The organism is Mesorhizobium sp. B2-3-11, assembly GCF_006442215.1.
Classification (GTDB): domain Bacteria; phylum Pseudomonadota; class Alphaproteobacteria; order Rhizobiales; family Rhizobiaceae; genus Mesorhizobium; species Mesorhizobium salmacidum.
This window is the reverse complement of the sequence record NZ_VFVS01000019.1, coordinates 99,181-121,466: the sequence shown is the minus strand read 5'-3', so window position 1 is coordinate 121,466 and position 22,286 is coordinate 99,181. Positions and strand designations below refer to the sequence as shown.

General features: G+C 62.2%; 20 protein-coding genes, 1 tRNA gene and 1 pseudogene. 15 read left to right on the top strand and 7 right to left on the bottom strand.

Annotated features, from left to right (window positions below; genetic code table 11):
• Nucleotides 1–19: 19 nt before the first annotated feature.
• Together FJ960_RS23615 and rpoZ are read right to left on the bottom strand one after the other, a co-directional pair.
• Complete coding sequence (locus FJ960_RS23615; protein WP_027144191.1) at nt 20–2,248, bottom strand: bifunctional (p)ppGpp synthetase/guanosine-3',5'-bis(diphosphate) 3'-pyrophosphohydrolase; 2,229 nt, start codon at nt 2,246–2,248, stop codon at nt 20–22.
• Nucleotides 2,249–2,507: 259 nt separating this feature from the next.
• On the bottom strand, nt 2,508–2,909 hold the full coding sequence (rpoZ, locus tag FJ960_RS23610) for a DNA-directed RNA polymerase subunit omega (RefSeq protein ID WP_027144192.1): 402 nt from the start codon (nt 2,907–2,909) through the stop codon (nt 2,508–2,510).
• Nucleotides 2,910–3,191: 282 nt separating this feature from the next.
• Between rpoZ and FJ960_RS23605 the strand changes: the two genes are divergently transcribed.
• Both FJ960_RS23605 and FJ960_RS23600 read left to right on the top strand, forming a co-directional pair.
• A complete protein-coding gene (locus FJ960_RS23605; RefSeq protein WP_027144193.1) occupies nt 3,192–3,773 on the top strand; it encodes an NYN domain-containing protein in 582 nt (193 codons plus the stop codon).
• Nucleotides 3,774–3,784: 11 nt separating this feature from the next.
• Nucleotides 3,785–4,441, top strand: coding sequence for a uracil-DNA glycosylase (locus FJ960_RS23600; RefSeq protein ID WP_140717130.1), 657 nt, complete (start codon nt 3,785–3,787; stop codon nt 4,439–4,441).
• A gap of 33 nt (nt 4,442–4,474) precedes the next feature.
• Here the strand turns inward: FJ960_RS23600 and FJ960_RS23595 are convergent, their stop codons facing one another.
• Complete coding sequence (locus FJ960_RS23595; RefSeq protein WP_015318584.1) at nt 4,475–4,948, bottom strand: Lrp/AsnC ligand binding domain-containing protein; 474 nt, start codon at nt 4,946–4,948, stop codon at nt 4,475–4,477.
• A 136-nt stretch (nt 4,949–5,084) separates the two neighbouring features.
• Here FJ960_RS23595 and FJ960_RS23590 point away from each other — a divergent pair, with 136 nt between their 5' ends.
• A complete protein-coding gene (locus FJ960_RS23590; protein WP_140717128.1) occupies nt 5,085–6,008 on the top strand; it encodes a DMT family transporter in 924 nt (307 codons plus the stop codon).
• Nucleotides 6,009–6,014: 6 nt separating this feature from the next.
• Here FJ960_RS23590 and FJ960_RS23585 read toward each other — a convergent pair whose 3' ends face one another.
• The 3 genes from FJ960_RS23585 to dapA form a co-directional block, all read right to left on the bottom strand.
• On the bottom strand, nt 6,015–6,779 hold the full coding sequence (locus FJ960_RS23585; protein WP_140717126.1) for a GH25 family lysozyme: 765 nt from the start codon (nt 6,777–6,779) through the stop codon (nt 6,015–6,017).
• 74 nt (nt 6,780–6,853) lie between these two features.
• Nucleotides 6,854–7,333, bottom strand: coding sequence for an SsrA-binding protein SmpB (gene smpB / locus FJ960_RS23580; RefSeq protein WP_027144197.1), 480 nt, complete (start codon nt 7,331–7,333; stop codon nt 6,854–6,856).
• A gap of 247 nt (nt 7,334–7,580) precedes the next feature.
• Nucleotides 7,581–8,462 (bottom strand): 4-hydroxy-tetrahydrodipicolinate synthase, encoded by an 882-nt coding sequence (dapA, locus tag FJ960_RS23575; protein ID WP_140717180.1) that lies wholly within the window; start codon nt 8,460–8,462, stop codon nt 7,581–7,583.
• A gap of 350 nt (nt 8,463–8,812) precedes the next feature.
• Here dapA and FJ960_RS23570 point away from each other — a divergent pair, with 350 nt between their 5' ends.
• From FJ960_RS23570 to FJ960_RS23540, 5 genes and pseudogenes are all read left to right on the top strand, one after another.
• A complete protein-coding gene (locus FJ960_RS23570; RefSeq protein ID WP_140717124.1) occupies nt 8,813–10,843 on the top strand; it encodes a lytic transglycosylase domain-containing protein in 2,031 nt (676 codons plus the stop codon).
• A 108-nt stretch (nt 10,844–10,951) separates the two neighbouring features.
• On the top strand, nt 10,952–11,842 hold the full coding sequence (locus FJ960_RS23565; RefSeq protein WP_140717122.1) for an alpha/beta hydrolase: 891 nt from the start codon (nt 10,952–10,954) through the stop codon (nt 11,840–11,842).
• 902 nt (nt 11,843–12,744) lie between these two features.
• Nucleotides 12,745–12,835, top strand: a tRNA-Ser gene (locus FJ960_RS23555).
• A 136-nt stretch (nt 12,836–12,971) separates the two neighbouring features.
• A pseudogene (locus tag FJ960_RS23550) lies at nt 12,972–13,172 on the top strand (porin); the annotation flags it as partial.
• Nucleotides 13,173–13,523: 351 nt separating this feature from the next.
• On the top strand, nt 13,524–14,636 hold the full coding sequence (locus FJ960_RS23540) for a pyridoxal phosphate-dependent aminotransferase (RefSeq protein ID WP_140506017.1): 1,113 nt from the start codon (nt 13,524–13,526) through the stop codon (nt 14,634–14,636).
• Here FJ960_RS23540 and FJ960_RS23535 read toward each other — a convergent pair.
• Nucleotides 14,633–15,160 carry a MarR family winged helix-turn-helix transcriptional regulator gene (locus FJ960_RS23535; RefSeq protein ID WP_140717120.1) on the bottom strand — a complete coding sequence of 176 codons (528 nt, stop codon included), beginning with the start codon at nt 15,158–15,160 and terminating at the stop codon, nt 14,633–14,635. The two genes, FJ960_RS23540 and FJ960_RS23535, sit on opposite strands and share 4 nt — an antisense overlap.
• Before the next feature lie 182 nt (nt 15,161–15,342).
• Between FJ960_RS23535 and FJ960_RS23530 the strand changes: the two genes are divergently transcribed.
• From FJ960_RS23530 to FJ960_RS23500, 7 genes are all read left to right on the top strand, one after another.
• Complete coding sequence (locus FJ960_RS23530) at nt 15,343–15,627, top strand: acylphosphatase (protein ID WP_140717118.1); 285 nt, start codon at nt 15,343–15,345, stop codon at nt 15,625–15,627.
• 65 nt (nt 15,628–15,692) lie between these two features.
• Complete coding sequence (locus FJ960_RS23525) at nt 15,693–16,340, top strand: TetR/AcrR family transcriptional regulator (RefSeq protein WP_140717116.1); 648 nt, start codon at nt 15,693–15,695, stop codon at nt 16,338–16,340.
• A gap of 75 nt (nt 16,341–16,415) precedes the next feature.
• The gene (locus FJ960_RS23520; protein WP_140717114.1) at nt 16,416–17,579 is read left to right on the top strand and encodes an isovaleryl-CoA dehydrogenase; all 1,164 of its coding nucleotides are present in this window, start codon (nt 16,416–16,418) and stop codon (nt 17,577–17,579) included.
• 1 nt (nt 17,580) lies between these two features.
• Entirely contained in the window at nt 17,581–19,188 is a 1,608-nt protein-coding gene (locus FJ960_RS23515) for a carboxyl transferase domain-containing protein (protein ID WP_140717112.1), read from the top strand.
• Between the two features lie 2 nt (nt 19,189–19,190).
• Nucleotides 19,191–19,721, top strand: coding sequence for an O-acetyl-ADP-ribose deacetylase (locus FJ960_RS23510; protein WP_140717110.1), 531 nt, complete (start codon nt 19,191–19,193; stop codon nt 19,719–19,721).
• 198 nt (nt 19,722–19,919) lie between these two features.
• Nucleotides 19,920–20,216 carry a hypothetical protein gene (locus FJ960_RS23505; protein ID WP_140717108.1) on the top strand — a complete coding sequence of 99 codons (297 nt, stop codon included), beginning with the start codon at nt 19,920–19,922 and terminating at the stop codon, nt 20,214–20,216.
• Nucleotides 20,217–20,265: 49 nt separating this feature from the next.
• Nucleotides 20,266–22,248 carry an acetyl/propionyl/methylcrotonyl-CoA carboxylase subunit alpha gene (locus tag FJ960_RS23500; RefSeq protein ID WP_140717106.1) on the top strand — a complete coding sequence of 661 codons (1,983 nt, stop codon included), beginning with the start codon at nt 20,266–20,268 and terminating at the stop codon, nt 22,246–22,248.
• The last annotated feature ends 38 nt before the right edge of the window (nt 22,249–22,286 follow it).

Below are 22,286 nucleotides of genomic sequence, written 5' to 3'. Positions count from 1 at the left end.
CCCCCATGGTCGGCTATCGCTAGCCGTTGACGCGCCGCGCATCGCTGACGCTCGAATTGTCCTTGAGCTGCGACAGCAGCCGGTTGAGATGCTTCAGGTCCCAGACTTCGAGATCGATCAGCATTTCGGTGAAATCGGGCGCGGTGCGCACCATCGACAGCGTATGGATGTTGGCGTCGTTGGAGGCAACGACTTGGGCGATGTCGGCAAGCGAGCCCGGCGCGTTGATGGCGGTGACCGAGACGCGCGCGGGAAACCGTTCCTTGGTGCGTTCGTCGATGTCCCAACGTACGTCGATCCAGCGCTCCGGCTGGTCGTCGAAAGCCTGCAGCGCCGGCGACTGGATCGGATAAATGGTGATGCCGGTGCCCGGCTGGACGATACCGACGATGCGGTCGCCAGGGACCGCGCCTTCCGGCGCGAAGCGCACCGGCAGGTCGCCGCGCACACCACGGATCGGCACCGCGCCGGCGCCTGGCTGGTCCTTGTCCTTGCGCGCGGCCCGGCCCGGAATCTGGAACAGCATGCCGGCGGCGTTGCGGATCTTCGACCAGCCCTCCTCGCGCTGTTTGGGAGCCGCGGGGGTGACGCGCTCGTCCTTGTAGTCAGGGAAGACCGCCTTCATGACATCGGTGGAAGCCAGTTCGCCGCGACCGACGGATGCCAGCACATCCTCGATGTCCTTGCGCGCCAACCGGTGCAGGACGGGCTTCAGGCTTTCCTTGGTGAAGGTCTTGCCGGCTCGTTCGAAGGCACGCTCCAGGATACGCGCGCCAAGGCCGGAATACTGCTTGCGGATCGCATTCTTGGTAGCGCGGCGGATGGCGGCGCGCGCCTTGCCGGTGACGACGACCGATTCCCACGCGGCCGGCGGCACCTGCGCCTTGGAGCGGATGATCTCGACCTCGTCGCCATTCTTCAATTCCGTCATCAGCGGCATGATGCGGCCATTGACCTTGGCGCCGACACAGGTATCGCCGACATCGGTGTGGACGGCATAGGCGAAATCGATCGGCGTGGCGCCGCGCGGCAAGGCAATCAGCATGCCCTTCGGCGTGAAGCAGAACACCTGGTCCTGGAACAGCTCCAGCTTGGTGTTCTCGAGGAAATCTTCCGGGTTGTCGCCCTCTGCCAGCTGCTCGATGGTGCGCCGCAGCCAGGCATAGGCATTGGTCTCCTTCGAGATCGCGTGCACGGCGCCGTTCGTCTTGCCGCCAGTGTCCTTGTAGATCGAATGGGCGGCGACACCATATTCGGCGATCTTGTTCATCTCGCGGGTGCGGATCTGCAGCTCGACGCGCTGGCGCGAAGGACCGACGATGGTGGTGTGGATCGAACGGTAGTCGTTCTGTTTCGGCGTCGAGATGTAATCCTTGAAACGGCCGGGCACCATCGACCAGGTGGTGTGGATGGCTCCCAGCGCGCGATAGCAGTCTTCGACAGAGTCGACCACGACGCGGAAGCCGAAAATGTCGGACAATTGCTCGAAGGACAGCGCCTTGGCCTCCATCTTGCGGAACACCGACCACGGCTTCTTCTGCCGGCTTTTGACGCCGGCCTTGATGGCGTGTTTCTCGAACAGGCCCGAAAGAGCCTTCTCGATCTCGGACAGCACATCCTTGTTGCGCTCGAAGATTTCGGCGAGCCGGGCGGTAACGGCGCGATAGGCTTCCGGATTAATGAAGCGGAAGGCTATCTCCTCCAGCTCCTCGCGCATGCCTTGCATGCCCATGCGCCCGGCCAAGGGCGCATAGATGTCCATCGTTTCCTCGGCGATGCGCAGGCGCTTGGCCTCCGGCATATGGTCGAGGGTGCGCATGTTGTGCAGGCGGTCGGCGAGCTTGACGAGGAGCACGCGGACATCTTCCGAGATCGCCAGCAGAAGCTTGCGCAGGTTTTCCGCCTGCTCCGCCTTCTTCGACACGAGGTCGAGCTTCTTCAGCTTGGTCAGCCCTTCGACCAGCTTGCCCATTTCTGGACCGAACAGCTCATCGATCTCGGCCCTGGTCGCCGTGGTGTCCTCGATGGTGTCGTGCAGCAGGGCGACGGCGATCGTGGCCTCATCCATATGCATTTCGGTGAGGATGGCTGCGACTTCGAGCGGATGCGAGAAATAGGGGTCGCCGGAAGCGCGCTTCTGGTGGCCATGCTTCTGCATGGCGTAGACATAGGCCTTGTTGAGCAACGCCTCGTTGACGTCAGGCTTGTAGCGCTGGACGCGCTCGACAAGCTCATACTGACGCATCATGGGCTAAATCTCTCGGCGATGAAATGAATCATGCGCCGCACTGCTGTACGGCGCATGTCATAGATAGCCACGAAACCGCCGGGACGGAAGTGCCGGAAGATTGTTCCAGCCAATTCCAAGGGGCTTTTCAGAATTCGCTCAGCCGAGTCGGATAGCGTAGTTTTCGAGAACCGGAGCGGAGCGGACATTTGGGTCCGTGAGCACCGGAAGCACAGAAAACGGCGCTAGGCAACCGGCTGGGTAGAATTATCAAAAGCTCTTAGTAGTCGTCGCTCTTTTCCGGGGGAACCAGACCTTCGATGCCGGCCAGCAGGTCTTCCTCGGTCATGCGATCGAAGGTGACGTTATCCTCGGTATCGTCCGCGTCGGCGGCGGCAACGGCACCGCCAGTCTGGTCGGCGATCACTTCACCATCGGCTTCGGGCTCGTCGACCTCGACATGCTTCTGCAGCGAATGGATCAGATCTTCCTTGAGATCGTCGGGCGACAGCGTCTCGTCGGCAATCTCGCGCAGCGCGATGACCGGGTTCTTGTCGTTGTCGCGCGGCACGGTGATCTGTGCGCCCTGGCTGATCTGACGAGCGCGGTGGCCGGCTAGAAGCACCAGCTCGAAGCGGTTGTCGACCTTGTCGATGCAATCTTCAACGGTTACGCGGGCCATGGATTGCCCCTTTCATGCCTGGATGTAATGGAAAACAGGCGCGGTCCATAACCCGAACAGCGCCAAAATACAAGCATCATGGCAATGCGTGCCCACAGGGCAGCCCGCGTCCACGGTTCGGCGCCGCGATCACAATTGCTTGCAGTGCGCCACGCGCCCTTGGATTGCCACCAAACTGGCGTTATCTCGGTTGGTCCAAGGTCGGCCGGTTTATTATGGGCCTGACCGCTAGTCGCTACCGCATTTCGTTAGACGGCCGTTATTTCGAAAAGGACTATTTCCATGTTCGATCCCCGTGAAAAAATCGCCCTGTTCATCGACGGCGCCAATCTCTACGCCACCTCACGCGCGCTCGGGTTCGACATCGACTATCGCAAGCTTTTGGCGAGCTTCCACAAGCGCGGTTACCTGCTGCGCGCCTATTATTACACCGCGCTGGTCGAGGACCAGGAATACTCCTCGATCCGGCCGCTGATCGACTGGCTCGACTATAACGGCTTCAAGGTGGTGACCAAGCCGGCCAAGGAATTCACCGACTCGACCGGCCGCCGCAAGATCAAGGGCAATATGGACATCGAGCTCACCGTCGATGCGCTGGAACTCGCCGACGTTGTCGACCACTATGTCATATTCTCCGGAGACGGCGATTTCCGCACGCTGGTCGAGGCGCTGCAACGGCGTGGCCGCAAGGTGTCGATCGTCTCGACCATGGCCTCGCAGCCGCCGATGATCTCAGATGACCTGCGCCGCCAGGCGGACCATTTCATCGACCTGGCGACGCTGAAGAACGAAGTCGGCCGCGATCCCTCGGAGCGGCCCGTAAGGCGGCCCGAACCGGCTGAAGTCGATGAGGACGACTACTGAGGCCGGTCGACTTGACCGCCCTCCCCGCTGCCGAACCCAGCCGCGACTGCCCACTCTGCCCGCGGTTGCATGATTTCATCGCCGAATGGCGGCAGCGCGAGCCGTCCTGGTTCAACGCGCCGGTGCCGACCTTCCTGCCGCTGGGCGGCGAAGATACCGTCCAGCTTCTGATCGTCGGTCTGGCGCCTGGCCTGCGCGGCGCCAACCGCACCGGGCGCCCCTTCACTGGCGACTATGCCGGCGACCTGCTCTATTCGACACTGATTGCCCACAATTTCGCACGCGGCGAGTTCAAGGCGCGGCCCGATGACGGGCTGGAACTCGTCGGCACGGCGATCACCAACGCGGTGCGCTGCGTGCCGCCGGAGAACAAGCCGGTCGGTGCCGAGATCGCCACCTGCCGGACATTCTTGGTGCCGACGATCGCTCGCTTTCCCAACCTGCGCGCCGTGCTGGCGCTGGGATCGATCGCGCACCAGTCGACCGTGCGGGCACTGGGCGGGCGCGTCGCCACCTATCCGTTCAAACATGGCGGCCAGTTGGAAGCCGGCGGCATCATGCTGTTTTCGAGCTATCATTGCTCACGCTACAACACCAATACCGGTGTGTTGACCGAAGACATGTTCGTCAGGGTGTTTGGCGAGATCGCGGCATTCCTGAAGAACTGAGCTCTCGGATACCGTGCGGTCTCCGGTGCCTGCTCACACCGGCAGCAAGGCATCCGGCTTCACGTCGCCGATCGAGGCATAGGTATGTGTCTCCTTCACCCCCGGCAGTGGCAGGATGACGCGTTTGAGAAAGTCCTGATAGTCGGCCATCTCGGCAATGCGGGCCTTCACGAGATAGTCGAAGCCGCCGACGACCATGTGGCATTCCAGGACCTCGGGCGCCTTTGCGACCGCCTCGGCGAAGCGGTCAAAGATATGCGGGGCCGCGTGATCGAGCCGTACCTCGATGAAGACAAGCATGCCGCGGCCAATCTTTGCCGGATTGAGCACCGCCCTGACGGCGGTGATGAAGCCATCGCGAAACAGGCGTTTCACGCGCTGGCTGGCGCCGGTCGGCGACAGGCCGACGCGCGCTGCCAGGTCGAGCGTGGTGCGGCGTCCATCTTCCTGCAGCAGTCGCAGAAGACTGCGGTCGACGGCGTCCAGGTCGACTGGTTCAGGATTCACGTTCAAGCCATCCTATTTGCGTGAATTACACTTCAAATTGTAAAAAACAGCGTATTTTGTCGCGGCCATTTCGACAATAGGCTGCGCTCATCGCAACTGTCTCCTCCTGGCGACATGAACATCCGGCGGAACCGACATGGCGGACGGACGAGACACCGGAGACACAAGACTGGCGGTGATCGCCGGCCTTGTCATGATCGCCATCTATGCAGCGCAGTTCGTCGCCGCCCGCTTCAGCCTCAGGGAGCATCTGACGGCCACCGACATGGCCAGCCTGCGCTTTGCCGGTGCCGGCGCGGTGTTCCTGCCGATCGTCTGGAGGCGCGGCCTGGCCACCATGAAGGCGCTGGGCTGGCGGCGTGGACTGACGTTGGCGGCACTGGCCGGATTGCCCTATCCACTGATCATCAACTGGGGCCTGACCCACGCGCCCGCCGCCCATGCCGCGGCGCTCTGCCCGGCCTCGATCGTGTTCTTCTCGTTCCTATTGTCGCTGTTCAGGGAAAGCGCGTCGCGTCGGCGGATCATTGGCGTCGCCACGATCATCACCGGCTTGTTGCTGTTCATAGCGCCGGCGCGCACCGGCGCCAGTGATGTCCTGTTCGGCGACCTGCTGTTTATCGGATCGGGCGCGATGTTTTCCACATATCCCATTCTTGTGCAGCGATGGCGTGTCGACCCGGTCACGGCGACCGCGAGCGTCGTGCTTTTGTCCTGCCTGCCACTGCCACTTCTCTATGTCTTTGCGCCAAGCGGCCTCCATGCCGCCGCAGGCGCCGAAATCGCCAGCCAGATCGTCATTCAAGGTCTTCTCGCGGGCGCTGCCGCGATGTTCCTCTACACTTACGTTGTCGACCGATTGGGCTCGCAGGCTGCATCGCTGTTCCTGCCGGGTGTGCCGGTCGCCACCGTGCTGGTCGGCATGGTCGTGCTTGGCGAGACCCCGCTGGCTATCCAATGCGTGGCCATCGCCATCATGGCCGCCGGGATGGGTTATTCGGCGATGGGCCGACGCGGCACCAGGGAAAAGCTGGCTGTCTCGACATCAGCTGGAACGTGAATGGTTTCAGCCGGCATGGCAGGCTTCTGAAGAACCAGCCGGCATCGGATCGGGTCTGTCCGTAGGTGCGGAGGCAAGCAGCGCCGCCAGCTTCTCCGGCCCACCCTGCAAAACGTTCAGGTCGACGTCCCCCTCTATGCCGTCCACGCGCCCGCTGTTGTGGTACTGCCAGTACATCCAGTCACGGCGGTCCGGTTCCATGAGCAGCGAGCGTAGCCAGAGTGGGCGAGCGGCGATTTGCCCGGCATAGGCAGCCTCGTCTTCATCCGTCAGATAGATGATCGCCGGCTTGCCGAAGGCAGCCTCGACGGGTCCAAGGAAATCCTTCAGTTCGGTATTCAGTTGCTCGGGTGACAGGCGCTGCGGACAGTTGCCCCCGAACTCGATGTCGACGACCGGCGGCAGCAATGGCTGATCGTGCGGCACCACCGAGATAAAGTTCCTGGCCTGATCGGCGCCCGGCCGGCAGAAGGTGAAGAAATGATAGGCGCCGACGGCGAGCCCGGCGGCGCGGGCCTCGCGCAGATTGCCGGCGAAGGCATTATCGACATGGTCGCCGCCTTCAGTCGCCTTGATGACGGCGAAAGCCACATCATCGGCGGCAACACGCCGCCAGTCGATCTTGCCCTGATGATGGGAGACGTCGATGCCCCGGACCGGATATTTGCCTCGGTTGGGGGAGTAGGTGTGGAAATAGACCACGGCGCCCACCACAACGACGCATGCCAGGGCAAGACTGGCCAAGCCCCCGAGAACAATCCGCTTCTTCAAGACCATCCCCTGTAGGACTTGCCGATGTTCGACCTTGAAGCCCGATCGTTGGCTTTTTTCAGACTGTCACCTGATCACCCACGTTCCTTGAGCAGCCGGCCCTTTTCGCGCGACCAGTCGCGTTGCTTCTCGGTCTCGCGCTTGTCATGCAGTTTCTTGCCGCGGCCAACTGCAAGCAGCAGCTTGGCGCGCCCTTGGTCGTTGAAATAGATTTTCAGCGGCACCAGCGTCATCCCTTCGCGGTCGACGCTCTGCGATAGTTTTGCCATCTCGCGCTTGTTGAGCAGCAGTTTGCGGCGCCGGCGCGGCTCGTGGTTGAAGCGATTGGCCTGCAGGTATTCCGGCAGATAGGAATTGATCAGCCAGATCTCGCCGCCTTCGACCGAGGCATAGCTGTCCTGGATGTTGGCCTGGCCCTGGCGCAGCGACTTGACCTCGGTTCCGGTCAGCACCAGGCCTGTCTCGATCGTGTCGAGCACTTCATAGGAAAACCGCGCCTTGCGGTTTTCCGCAACGGTCTTGTTGTTGGGATCGGCTTTTCTGACTTGGTTCATAACGTCTAGAATCCGTTTCGAAACTCGCTCCTGCGAGTCAGATGATGGTGCTACTAGAGCGCCGCGCGTTTTTTAACGCGCAAAGGACGCTCTAGAAATCCGACTTTGCGCATGGTCCTTTCCGAAAGCGAGGTGCTTTCGGGGCCACGCGCGGAACCGGAGCGGAGCGTACATATAGTACGCGAGCACCGGAAGCGCAGGTGGCGCCTTCAGATGGCCGCAGGAGTAGAGTTTCCAAACGGACTCGTTAATTAATCAAGCCGGCGTGCTTCATGGCCGCATCGATCTTTTCGGCCGTCGACTGCTCGATGATGACCAGCGGCGAACGCACGACGTTCTCGACCTTGCCCAGCTTCGACAACGCGTATTTGGCACCGGACACGCCGGGCTCGATGAAGATCGCCTTGTGCAGCGGCAGCAAGCGGTCCTGCAGTTCCAGCGCCTTGGCGCTGTCGCCTGAGAGCGTCGCTTCCTGAAACTCGGCGCACAGCCGCGGCGCAACGTTCGAGGTCACCGAAATACAGCCGACGCCGCCATGCGCGTTGAAGCCGAGTGCTGAGGCATCCTCACCGGAAAGCTGGATGAAATCCTTGCCGCAGGTCATGCGCTGCTCGGACACGCGCTCGACCTTGCCGGTCGCATCCTTGACGCCGACGATGTTCTTGAAGTCGTGCGCCAGCCGGCCCATCGTTTCCGGCGTCATGTCGATCACCGAGCGAGGCGGGATGTTGTAGATGATGATCGGCAGGCTGGTCGCCCTGGCGACGGCGGCGAAATGCTCGTACAGGCCGCGCTGCGTCGGCCTGTTGTAATAGGGCGTGACGACCAGGGCTGCATCGGCACCGGCCTTTTCGGCATATTGCACCAAACCTACCGCTTCCAAGGTGTTATTGGAGCCAGCGCCGGCGACGACAGGCGCCCTGCCCTTGGCCACCTCGATGCAGACCTTGACGACATGGCGGTGCTCGTCATGCGACAGCGTCGGGGATTCGCCGGTGGTGCCTACCGGGACAAGGCCCGCGGTGCCTTCGCCAAGCTGCCATTCGACGAACGCGCGAAAGGCTTTCTCGTCGAAACGCTCGCTCTTTTCGAACGGTGTCACGAGCGCAGTAAGCGAGCCTCTCAGCATGTCGTCCAACTCCTTGGGACTTCTTGGTTCACGCATGTCGTGGTCCCAAAACCGGTATCCACTTTTGGGCGACATGCACTTTGTCGGTTATGCATGTCGCTGCCCCAAAACCGGTATCCACTTTTGGGCGACATGCATCGGTGTTTTGTCGTGCGCGCCTTCTAACCGAAAGCGAAGCGGCGCACCATAGTCTCGACATTGTTGCGCGGCAAGCATTGCCATGGTGCCAGCAGGCGTAATTCGAACGGCCTCGACAACCCTTTGTTTACGAGCCCTTCACGACCTAAGCTTAGGCTTCAAGGCTTCTTTGCCCGCAGGTAAAATGCTGGATTAAGGAAAGACACGAAATCATGCCGCCCAGTCGGCCCCACCTGTTCGCGCTTCTTGGCGCCATCGCCGCGCTGATGCCCGGCGTGGCGATCAGCGGCAGCGTCGATGTGCGGGTCACCTCGGCCATCCCGATGCCTGGTGTACAGGACAAGGCGCAACAGGACCCTTCACCCGCCGTCACGCTCCTGAAAAGCGGACTGGATGCGCTGGCGGCTGGCGATATTCCCGGCGCGCGCGGTGTGCGCGATGCGCTACCCGCACAATCGCTCGACCAGCACATATTGGCCTGGGCGATCGCGCTCTACGGGGGCGACAAGGTTCCGAGCGGCGACATCGCCACGGCCGCGAAGATGCTGCCCAACTGGCCGGGCACCGTTGCATTGCGCAAGAACAGCGAGCGCGCACTCTATCGCGAGAACCCGGCGGCGGATGTCGTCGTCAAGGCATTCGACGGCAGCCAGCCGCAGACAGTCGAAGGCGTGATGGTTCTCGCGCGCGCCTATGTGTCGTCGGGCAACGCCAAGGCGGCGCGATCGGTGCTGTCGCCGTTCTGGCGCACCGCGATCCTGGAAGCCAAGGACGAGACGGCTCTGATCAAGGAGTTCGGCAGCCTTGTTCCCGCCGCCGATCACCGTTTTCGCATGGAGCGCATGTTCTATGCCGACCGGGTGAATTCCGCCTTGCGTGTCGCCGGCCTCGCCGGCGCCCAGCAGCTTGCCGACGCCTGGGCGGCGGCCGACAAGGGCGACAAGAATGCTGCCAAACTATTGAAGACTGTGCCGGTGGCGCAACGCTCGGCCGGCTATTTCTTCGCGCAGGCCGAATATCTGCGCAAGCAGAAGGATTTTGCGGGCGCCGCGGCAATTGTCATGAAAGCGCCGGCAGACCGGGAATCCCTGGTCGATCCGGATGCCTGGTGGGTCGAACGCCGGGTGCTGTCGCGCGAACTGGTCGACCAGGGCGACATGAAGACCGCCTACAAAATAGTCGCCACGCATGCCGCCGAAAGCGCGGCCAATGCGGCGGAAGCCGAATTCCATGCCGGCTGGTATGCGTTGCGCGGCCTGAACGATCCCAAGCTCGCGGCGACGCATTTCGCGCGTATCGCCGACCTTGCCCAAGGGCCGATGACCCTGTCGCGCGCCTATTACTGGCTCGGCCGCGCGGCGGAAGTCGGTGGCCCCGGCAATGCCAAGGACTATCTTGGGCGTGCGGCGACCTACGGCACGACGTTTTACGGCCAGCTAGCCGCCGAACGCGTCGGCCGGCAGGCGCTCAACATCGTCTATCCCCAGCCAAGTGCCGCCGACCGGCAGAACTTTGCCGGCCGCGAGGCCGTCTCGGCCATCAAGCGCCTGCAGGAGGCAGGCTACGACCGTTATGCCGAAACGCTCTATCGCGACCTTGCCGGGCAGTTGACCAGCCCGGGTGAACTGGCGCTGCTCGCTGTCCTTGCCGAAAAGCAGGACAACCATTTCATGGCGCTGAAAATCGGCAAGATCGCCGGGGCGCGCGGCATCGATGTCGGCGCGCTGTCGCATCCGCTCGGCGTCATCCCCGATTCGGCCAATATTTCCGGTTCGGGCAAGGCGCTGGCCTATGCGATCGCCCGCCAGGAAAGCGAATTCAATATCGGCGCCGTATCCAGTGCCGGCGCACGCGGACTGCTGCAGCTGATGCCGGGAACCGCCAAGCAATTGGCGAAGAAGGCCGGATTACAGTTTTCGCAGACCAGGCTGACTACCGACGCCGGCTACAATGCAACGCTTGGGTCGGCGTTCCTCGGCGAACAGCTCGATCGCTTCAATGGCTCGTACGTATTGACCTTCGCGGGCTACAATGCCGGCCCGACCCGAGCCAGCCAGTGGGTGGCGAAATACGGTGACCCGCGCGGCAAGGACATCGATGCGGTGGTGGACTGGATCGAGCGGATTCCCTACACGGAAACAAGAAGTTACGTGCAGCGCGTGATGGAGAATTACGAGGTCTACAAGATGCGTATTTCCGGCAAGTACGACATCGTCGGCGATCTCGTGAACGGGCGCGGCTGAGGCTCTTGCCCTCGCCTTGCGAGGAGAAGGAGGAGCCTTTCCCGTTTGACCCTCCGGCGCTCCGTCTGTAGCAGTCGTGGACGATCCTTCGGCTAAAGAGCCCGTCCCATGTCGAGCAATCCAGATTTCTCCGACTTCTTCTATGCGGCGCCAGATGGGCTGAGACTTCACGCGCGCGTCTATGGCGAAGCGAATTCCGCACATTGGCCGGTCGTCTGTCTGCCTGGCTTGACACGTAACGCGCGGGATTTTCACGAGCTTGCGCTCCATCTCTCGACGCGATCCGCCCTTGCGCGTAAGGTCGTCGCTTTCGACTACCGCGGACGCGGGCAGTCGGCCTACGATCCCGATGTCAGCCACTATAATGTCGGCATCGAAGCCGGCGACGTCCTTGCCGGGCTGGCGGCGCTCGGCATCGAACAGGCGGCCTTCATCGGCACCTCGCGCGGCGGGCTGATCATCCATGTGCTTGGCGCGATGCAGCCGGCGGCGCTGAAAGCCATCGTGCTCAACGACATCGGGCCAGTGATCGAACCCGCGGGTCTCGCTCACATCCAGTCCTATCTCGAACGCGCACCGAAGCCGAAAACCCTCGCCGAGGCGATGGCTGCCCAGCGCAGCGTTCACGGCCAGGATTTTCCAGCGCTAACCGAGGGCGACTGGACGCGGATGGTTGGGGCGCTCTACCGTGAGACGGATCAGGGGCTGTTGCCGGATTTCGACCCGGCCCTGATCGACACGCTGGCCGGCGTCGACGTCACCAAGCCGCTGCCGGATCTGTGGCCTCGGTTCGACGCGCTGGTCACCGTGCCGTTGCTTGCCATACGAGGCGGCAATTCAAAGCTTCTCTCCGACGCCACGCTTGAAGAGATGAAAAAGCGCCATCCCGGCATGGAGGCGATCACGGCCGACGGCCAGGGACACGCGCCCTTCCTGGAAACCGGCATTTTGCCGGAAGAGATTGCTTCCTTCCTCGATCGGGCTGAGAACGGCCATTGATCAGCTAGTCAAGGCTAAGCAGGTTCTGCAAAAGTGTCCCACGGTTTTGCGATCACAACCTGCGAATAACACGAGAATCTAAGCAGACTTTCGCGGGGCACCCCACGAAAGTCTGCTTAGCGTTTCGATAAGACCAGCGCTCCGTTGGAGCCTCCAGATTTCAGGTCAACTCGACCTGAAATCCAATTCCTCCTCTAATCAAAGAGATAGAGCATGATGTCGGCCGAAACCGCCTCACACTTTTCGGCATCATGCTCTGATACTGTGCCCTACGGAAAGCGCTTTCTTGCCTTCGCCGTCCCGACAGTTTTACCGTTGACGTCTAGTGCCTTGACGGTGAATTGGCAGTATCCGGCGATGGGGGACAGGGTCCTCGGTATGAAAAGGCGCCGTAAGGCAGGGCCTCTCCAGAATACGCCACCCTACCGCCGCCGTGCGCAAAATCCGGCGCGTCCAGGTCAGACATGCGAATGTCAAGTTTTACCGTCCCGGCTGGGACACCAGCAAATTTCATGGGCGGTGACTTACTGTCGAAGCACTTCTTGGTTGGGCCCCACTCCACCGAAACCGACATTCCAGCGTGAGCCAGCGGCGTTCAACAACGATCGTACCGGCGAAAGGACAGTTCGGCTGCTATCCCACAGCATTGTTGCACAAATGACGCGATTTGGCCTCACTCAGAAAGCTCTCGTTAACCATCGGGGCCGCCGCAACCGCTTGTTTCCAGCCGAATCCGGCGATCGGAGGACGGAATCGTGGCGAGGTCGCGAGTCGCCAGCCAGGGAATTGCCGCAGATCCGCCGCGTCGAGCAAAGCCGTGATCCGCTACGCTCTTATTTTTCCATATTAATGACGCGGGCTTGTTGATTGTGCCGCCGCTTTTCTTTATCCAGCGGCTCAACGGAGAGGTGGCCGAGTGGTCGAAGGCGCTCCCCTGCTAAGGGAGTAGAGGTCAAAAGCTTCTCGTGGGTTCGAATCCCATCCTCTCCGCCATCCTGCTTCGCACAGCTCTGTCGATGCCAAGATTTCCAGCAATAACAATTAGATAATTTGACGCTGCTGGTCCTGGCGGTTCCGGCTATCCCTCTGCCAGCCGCCAATTCGTTCGATTCTGACTGGAGGTCAGAAAATGAACATCAAGAGCCTTTTTCTCGGCTCCGCTGCGGCCCTGATCGCAGTTTCCGGTGCGCGCGCCGCCGACGCCGTCGTCGTCGCCGAACCGGAACCCGCTGAATACGTCAAGATTTGCGACGTCTATGGCGCTGGCTACTTCTACATCCCCGGCACCGAAACCTGCCTGCGCATCGGCGGCTACGTCCGTTATGACATCTAAAGAGCGAGGGGGTGGTTTGGCGTGCGCGACAGAACTTGAAGGCACAGGTCCTGAGCCTCGTTGAGGCGTTTGGCTTGCTGGAGGGCATATGCCTGTTTCAGCAGCGCCTCGTCGGCCTGTGTACGTGAGAGCGAATTTGCCGTCTGCGGATTGGCTTGCGGCGATCTTGGCTTCGGCGTGGGGCCAGGCTTGACGTCCTTGGACCAGGCGGGCGGGAGACGATTGTTCATAGAGTCTCGCTATCAAAAAGAGGCGAAGGAATCCAGTGTCGCGGGTGCGGACGTGGCGACCTTGCGCCAACCATCCGGTCACGCTAGCAAGAAGGCTCCTTCCAAGCGAGCTTTCGACATGCCAACGCGCCCTGCCCTCTCGCCGCTCATCGCCGCACTCCCGTCGACGGTGCCGTTTGTCGGCCCCGAAGCGCAGGAACGAGAGCGCGGGCGCGCTTTCCGTGCCCGCATCGGTGCCAATGAAAGCAGCTTTGGCCCCTCGCCGCGCGTCATCGCCCGCATGGAGAGTGTCGCGCGCGACCAGTGGATGTATTGTGACCCGGACAATTACGACCTGAAAGTCGCGGCGGCCGCTCATCACAATGTGGCGGTCGAGAACGTCGTTGTCGGCGAAGGCATCGACGGCCTGCTCAGCCTGGTGGCGCGCATGTATGTGGCGCCTGGCGATGCGGTGGTCACCTCGCTCGGCGCCTATCCGACCTTCAACTTCCACATTGCCGGTGTCGGCGGCCGGCTGGTGACCGTCCGTTACGAGAACGACCGCGAAAACCTGGACGGTCTGCTCGCGGCGGTCGTCAGGGAGAAGGCGCCACTGGTCTATCTGTCCAACCCGGACAATCCGATGGGCAGCTGGTGGGAAGCCGACGAGGTCATCGGCTTCATACAAGCCTTGCCGGAAAGCACCATGCTGGTGCTCGACGAGGCCTATGGCGAACTGGGGCCGGCCTCGGCCCTGCCGCCGATCAACATCTCCCGGCCAAACGTCATCCGCATGCGAACCTTTTCGAAGGCCTACGGACTTGCCGGCATACGGTGCGGCTATGCGTTGGCCGAGACGCAAGTGATCAGCGATTTCGAGAAGATCCGCAACCACTACGGCGTCAGCCGCATGGCGCAGATCGCCGGCGTCGAGGCGCTCGCCGATCAGGTCTATCTCGAGACGGTGGTGGCCCGGGTGGCCGCCGGACGGCGGCGCATCGCTGATATTGCCGAACAGAATGGGTTGAAGCCGCTCGCCTCGGCGACCAATTTCGTCACCATCGACAGCGGCCATGACGGTGCTTTCGCTCTGAAAGTGCTGCAGGGATTGTTGTCGCGCGACGTCTTCATCCGCAAGCCGATGGCGCCAGGGCTCGACCGCTGCATCCGCGTCAGTGTCGGTCTCGACCACGAACTGGATATCTTCGCCGAGGAATTGCCCGGCGCATTGGCAGCGGCGCGCGGAAACTAGGGCGCTTCGCGGTGCTCGGGAGGCATCGCTGCGCCGAGCAGATGCCTGACACGCGTCAGCACATCAGACAACTCCGCGGCTTCCCTGTCATTCAGCCCCGCGGTCAGGCGGGCAAGATCACAATCCGTGGCCGCATGAAGTGCGGCAAGCGCGGCCTGGCCGCGCGCGGTGAGCGATAGGACGCGCGGCCGCAAAGGTGCGGGACCGGTGCACATTTCAGTCAGGCCGGCGGCAGAGAATCTGCGAAGAATTCTCGCGACATAGGCAGGATCCACCTGGAGGTCCCGGGCGACTGCGGAGGCCACTGGTTCGACATCGAGCCGAAACGCTCGCGCCAGAAAACCTGTCTTGCCGCCGGGATTGGTGGCGCTATGGCGAGGGCGGTGGCCGATCTCGAACAGCACCCGCGCCTCGGTCAGGGTATAGGCGCTGTGCATCAACGTCTCGTCGAGCAACCCGATCAGGCCGGTGTAGAACCGGTTGAAGTGGCGGATATCGCGGACCAAGCCATTCCGATCGCGCATGCCAGGTGCCTCCCGCGAAATTACCAGGCCATAGAGACGGTCGCTATCAAATTGACTTAGTCAATCATTTACTAGATCGAGTCATCCATTTTCCGCAAAGAATCCAGGTTCTCGATTGGATAGACCTCAAGCCAGTTGCCTTCGTTCGGCGCTGCGCCACACTCTATGCAAGGGAGCGAGCCATGAAAGACCGGAAAAGGGCAGTGCAGGCGCGCATATATGGCAAGGTCCAAGGCGTCGGCTACAGGATCTGGGCGCGAGGCGAAGCGACAAGGCTCGAGCTGCTGGGCTGGGTGCGCAACGAAAGAGACGGCTCGGTTACGGCATGGCTTACCGGCGCCGACGCGGCTGTCGCGGCCATGATCGAACGGCTTCGGCAAGGCCCGCCCGGCGCTGCTGTCTCGGGGATCGAGCTGGACGAGCTGGAGACCTGGACCACGCCTGAAGATTTCAGGATCATGACGTAGACGGATTTCTTCTCCCTTGAATTAATTGAACGTTCGTTTTATTATCTGCCGTCGACGAGGCGATGATGGCACGCACCACAGGATCAGACGGCGAGCGAACCGAAGCGGCAGTCCGCGAGGCGGCGGTCAACCTGATTGCGCGCTATGGCTATGAAGCGATGTCGATGCGCCAATTGGCCGCCGAGGTCGGCGTGCAGGCAGCCGCGCTCTACCGCTATTTCCCGACCAAGGAAGACCTGCTGTTCACGCTGATGCGCGACCATATGCAAGGGCTTCGCGAAGCTTGGGAGCACTCCAGGCCGGCCGGCGCGGATCCGGCTCGGCAGCTTGCCGCCTATGTGCACAACCACATCGCCTTTCATATCGGGCGCCGCCACGCCACGCATGTATCGAACATGGAATTGCGCAGCCTGTCGCCCGACAGGCTGACACAGATCCTGCGCCTGCGCACGGCCTACGAAAAGGAACTGCGTTCGATCCTGCGCGATGGCGCCGAGGCTGGTATTTTCAGCATCGAGGACACCGGCCTGACGGCCATGGCGCTGATCCAGATGATGACCGGCGTCATCGTTTGGTTCCGGCCGGGCGAGCGATTGTCCATCGCCGAGGTCACGGAGACATACCTTTCGATGACAATGCGCCTACTCGGCGCGAGGATGGCTACCGATACTACAGCGCCGCGCGTCCCTTCGGATGCGCAAAGTATGTTGTAGCACTTTAATTTCGCGCATGATCCTTGCCGAAAGACGAAGTCGATTTTCGGGGGGTCATGCTGCAGGAGGAATGGCATGTACACGAACACGCTCAGCTTCGGGCATGACGAGGACGTCGAGGCCCTGCGCGATCTGGTCCGGCGTTTCGCGCAGGACAGGATTGCGCCGATCGCCGCCGACATCGACCGGGAGAACGAATTCCCGGCGCATCTGTGGCGAGAACTCGGCGCGCTCGGCCTGCTCGGCATAACCGCCGATCCCGATTTCGGCGGCAGCGGCATGGGCTATCTAGCCCATGTGATCGCGGTCGAGGAAATCTCGCGGGCCTCGGCATCGGTCGGCCTCTCCTATGGCGCCCACTCCAATCTCTGCGTCAACCAGATCAACCGCTGGGCAACGCCGGCACAGAAGGAAAAATACCTGCCGCCGCTATGTTCGGGCGAGCACGTCGGCGCGCTCGCCATGTCGGAGCCCGGCGCCGGCTCCGACGTGGTGTCGCTCAAATTGCGCGCCGAAAAGCGCAATGACGGCTATGTGCTCAACGGCACCAAGATGTGGATCACCAACGGCCCGGACGCCGAAACGCTGGTTGTCTACGCCAAGACCGACCCGGAAAAGGAATCGCGCGGCATCACCGCCTTCATCGTCGAAAAGGCGATGCCGGGATTTTCGGTGGCGCAGAAACTCGACAAGCTCGGCATGCGGGGATCCAACACCGGCGAACTGGTTTTCTCGGATGTCGAGGTGCCGTTCGACAATGTGCTGCACGAGGAAGGACGCGGCGTCGAGGTGCTGATGTCTGGCCTCGACTATGAACGCGCCGTGCTTGCCGGCGGCCCGATCGGCTTGATGGCGGCGTGCCTCGACGTGGCGATCTCCTATGTTCACGAACGCAAGCAGTTCGGCCAGCCGATTGGGGAATTCCAACTGGTACAAGGCAAGCTTGCCGATATGTATACGGCGCTGAATGCCGCGCGCGCTTACGTCTACGCCGTCGCAGCCGCTTGCGACCGCGGCCAGACCACCCGCAAGGATGCCGCCGGCTGCGTGCTGTTTGCCGCCGAGAGAGCGACGCAGATGGCGCTCGACGCCATTCAACTGCTTGGTGGAAACGGCTATATCAACGACTATCCGACCGGCCGGCTTTTGCGCGACGCCAAGCTGTACGAGATCGGCGCCGGCACCAGCGAAATCCGCCGCTGGCTGATCGGCCGCGAGATCATGGCGGAGGGGGTGTAGCGTGGCTGTCCTCCAGACCCAGATTTCGCCCTCCTCCGAAACCTTCCGCGCCAATGCCGAGCGCATGCGGGCGCTGGTTGCCGACATCGCTGAAAAGGCCGCGGCCGTCGAGCGCGGCGGCTCGGACGAGGCGCGCGAACGCCACGTCGGCCGTGGCAAGCTGCTGCCGCGCGAACGCCTGGCGCAATTGCTGGACACCGGCTCGCCCTTCCTCGAGATCGGCCAGTTCGCGGCGTGGTCCATGTATGGCGAGGAGATCTCGTCGGCCGGCCTGATCGCCGGCATCGGCCGCGTCGAGGGTACCGAGGTGATGGTCGTCGTCAACGACGCCACAGTGAAGGGAGGCACCTATTATCCGCTGACGGTGAAAAAGCATCTGCGCGCGCAGGAGATCGCGCTTCAGAACAATCTGCCTTGCGTCTATCTGGTCGACAGCGGCGGCGCCAATCTGCCAAACCAGGACGAGGTCTTTCCCGACCGCGAGCATTTCGGCCGCATCTTCTACAACCAGGCCAACATGTCGGCTGCCGGCATCCCGCAGATCGCCTGCGTCATGGGTTCCTGCACGGCTGGCGGCGCCTATGTGCCGGCGATGTCGGACGAGACGATCATGGTGCGCAACCAGGCGACCATCTTCCTCGGCGGACCGCCGCTGGTAAAGGCGGCCACCGGCGAGGACGTCAGCGCCGAAGAATTGGGTGGCGCGGATGTTCACACCAAGCTGTCCGGTGTCGCCGATCACTACGCGCTGGACGACGAACACGCGCTTGCCATCTGCCGGCGCATCATCAAGAACCTGAATCGGAACAAGGCTGTAAGCCTGAGCTTACAGAAAGCTCATCCGCCGCTTCACCCGGCAGATGAACTCTACGGCATCGTCCCGACCGATCTGCGCCAGCCCTATGACGTGCGCGAAGTGATCGCGCGCGTTGTCGACGGCTCCGAATTCGATGAATTCAAGCAGAACTACGGCACGACGCTGATCACCGGCTTTGCCCATCTCCACGGCATGCCGGTCGGCATCATCGCCAACAATGGCGTGCTGTTTTCCGAGAGCGCGCTGAAGGGCGCGCACTTCATCGAATTGTGCTGCCAGCGCAAGATCCCGCTGGTTTTCCTGCAGAACATCACCGGCTTCATGGTCGGCAGGAAATACGAGGCGGGCGGCATCGCCAAGGACGGCGCCAAGCTGGTGATGGCGGTGGCGACCGCCAGGGTGCCCAAGGTGACCGTCATTATCGGCGGTTCGTTCGGGGCCGGCAATTACGGCATGTGCGGCCGCGCCTACTCACCTCGCTTCCTGTGGATGTGGCCCAACGCCCGCATCTCGGTGATGGGCGGCGAGCAGGCGGCAGCCGTACTCGCCATGGTCAAGCGCGAGGGCATCGAGCGCAAGGGCGGGGAATGGAGCGCCGAGGAGGAGGCGAAATTCAAGAAGCCGATCCTGATGAAATACGAGCATGAAGGCCATCCGCTCTATTCCTCGGCAAGGCTCTGGGATGACGGCATCATCGATCCGGCCAGGACACGCGAGGTGCTGGCGCTCAGCCTGTCGGCCGCGCTCAACGCCGAGATCGAGGAGACACGCTTCGGCGTGTTCAGGATGTGATGATGAGCGCTATGGGCGACCGGATCAGCGTTCACACCGGCGACATCACCAAGCTGGCGGTCGATGCCATCGTCAATGCTGCCAACTCCTCGCTGCTCGGTGGCGGCGGGGTCGATGGAGCCATTCACCGCGCCGCTGGGCCGGAGCTCGAATTCGAATGTCGCATGCTCAATGGCTGCAAGACCGGCGATGCCAAGATCACCAAGGGTTATAAACTGCCGGCTCGACACATCATCCATACTGTCGGGCCCGTCTGGCAGGGCGGCGGCAAGGGCGAAGCCGAATTGCTGGCCTCCTGTTACCGGCGTTCGCTTGAACTAGCAGTCGCCAATGACTGCCGCTCGGTGGCATTCCCGGCCATTTCGACCGGTGTGTACCACTATCCGAAAGACGAAGCGACCAATGTCGCCGCTACTGAGGTCAATGACTTCATCAAGCAGAACGCACTTCCCGAAACCGTCGTTTTCTGCTGCTTCGACGAAGCCATGACGGAATTATACCGACGTATTCTTGCAACATTGGGTGAAGAATGAACTTTATAAGCCACGCCGCTCATGCGTTCACCAAAACAAGAGCCTCCCCTGCAGATCTGGCCGCGTTGTATAATATTCGTAATTTCTCATCTTGCACTTTTAAACAGGGATGGGGTACAAATGAAACTGAAATACTAACGGAATGTGTCTACTCTAATACTTTCAGCATTACTGCCAACCGCGGCACATGGCGCGAGCGTGGCCGGCTCGCTGGCGGGAAGCGGGGGGGACAAGCGTTTCCCGCCGACTTTGAATGGCGATCCGGAGTCACCATGCACCAGGGCCTACCAGGCCTATGTCGCGGCCACCGGCCATTCCGCCTATGCCACCACGCCGTACTCCAGGGTGGTTTCTCTCCACATTCTCTGCGGCGCGCGACTGAACGCGCCGTCGCAAGAGATGGCAGAGGAACTGGCCATGAAATCCTGCCTGGCCACGCGCGACCACTACAAGGTGACAAACGGCGGCGTCTGCGAGATCGCCGCGTCCAAATAAACAGGCGCCTGCCGGAATGGCGCCGCCCGATGCAAATCCGGGAGGCTCCATGTTCACGAAAATCCTGATCGCCAATCGGGGCGAGATCGCTTGCCGTGTCATCCACACAGCGCGCAAGCTCGGCGTGCACACCGTCGCAGTCTATTCGGATGCCGATGCGAGATCCCTGCATGTCGAGATGGCCGACGAGGCGGTCCATATCGGCCCCTCGCCCGTCGGCGAGAGTTATCTGCGCGGTGACAGGATCGTTGCGGCGGCTCTTGCAACGGGCGCGCAGGCCATCCATCCCGGTTACGGATTCCTGTCGGAAAACCCCGATTTCGTCGACCAGGTGGTGACTGCCGGTCTCATTTTCATCGGCCCGTCGGCGGCCTCGATCCGCGCCATGGGGCTGAAGGACGCCGCCAAGCGGCTGATGGAGAAGGCCGGCGTTCCGGTCGTTCCGGGTTATCATGGCGAGGCGCAGGAAATCGTGCTGCTGGCCTCAAAGGCCCGCGAGATCGGCTATCCCGTGCTGATAAAGGCGCGTGCCGGCGGCGGCGGCAAGGGCATGCGGCGCGTCGAGCATCCCGATGACTTTTCCGAGGCGCTGTCCAGCGCCCGGCGCGAGGCCAAGGCCGCCTTCGGCGACGACCGTGTGCTGGTCGAAAAATATGTCGACAAGCCACGGCATATCGAAGTGCAGGTGTTCGGCGACAATTTCGGCGACGCGGTGCATTTCTACGAACGCGACTGCTCGGCGCAACGCCGCCACCAGAAGGTGATCGAGGAGGCCCCCGCCCCCGGCATGACGCCGGCTTTGCGCAAGGCGATGACGGAAGCGGCGGTGAAGGCAGCCAAGGCAATCAACTATTCCGGCGCCGGCACCATCGAGTTCATCGTCGACGCCTCGCAAGGCCTCAAGGCCGACCGCTTCTGGTTCATGGAAATGAACACCCGCCTGCAGGTCGAGCATCCAGTCACCGAGATGGTCACCGGCACCGATCTGGTCGAGTGGCAGTTGCGGGTCGCCAGCGGCGAAAAACTGCCGAAGACACAAAGCGAGATCGCGCTTTCTGGCCATGCTTTCGAGGCGCGCATCTATGCCGAGGACGCGGCCAAGGGCTTTCTGCCGGCGACGGGCACGCTGCACCACCTGAAATTCCCGGGCGTTGCCCCAGAAGGAGCCGCGATGCGCATTGAGACTGGCGTGCGGGCTGGCGATGCGATTTCGCCCTATTACGACCCCATGATCGCGAAGCTGGTCGTCCATGCCGGGGACAGACAGGCGGCGCTGGAAGCGCTCCGCACAGCGCTCGCGCAAACCGAGATTGCCGGCTCCACCGTCAACACCGCTTTTCTTGCCGCTCTTGCGGCCGATCCGGATTTTGCAGCAGGCGACGTCGATACCGGCCTGATCGGCCGACACCAGGAAGCGCTGACGGCGGTCGCGCCGCCGACCGGCGAAATCATCTCGGCTGCCATCCTGGCGGCCTCGGGTGCCGGAGCATTGCCGTCGTCGGACGACCCGTGGTCGTCGCTTGCCGGCTATGCGCATTTCCACGGCGTGGTGCGGCGCATGCGGCTGAAGTTCGGCGACGAGCAAATTCAGGCAAAGGTTTCAATGCGGCCGGACGGACGCTTTCAGGTGGCGCTCGATGCGCCTTACGATAGCACCAATTCGCATGATCTTCGCGCCGTTCCCCGCCTCGCCCGCTGGCCCGCCCACATCACGGTGTTCGAAGGCGCTGCGGGATATGCTTTCACCGTGCCGGATCCCCTGGCCAGGAGCGATGAAGCAGCTGCCGCCTCCGGCAGCCTGCGCGCGCCGATGCCGGGTCTCGTCAAGCTTGTGCGCGTGGTGAAAGGCGACGCTGTGATCAAGGGGCAAATTCTGCTGATCCTCGAGGCGATGAAGATGGAGCACACCATCGCCGCCCCGCATGATGGCGTGATCGCCGAGATCGCCGGGGAAGGGGCGCAGGTCACTGACGGGACGGTGCTGGTGCGGTTCGTCGAGGAACAGAGCGCGTCGAACTCAGCCACCAGTTGATAGCAGGAGCGCATCGCGGGCCGCAAACAGAAATGGCC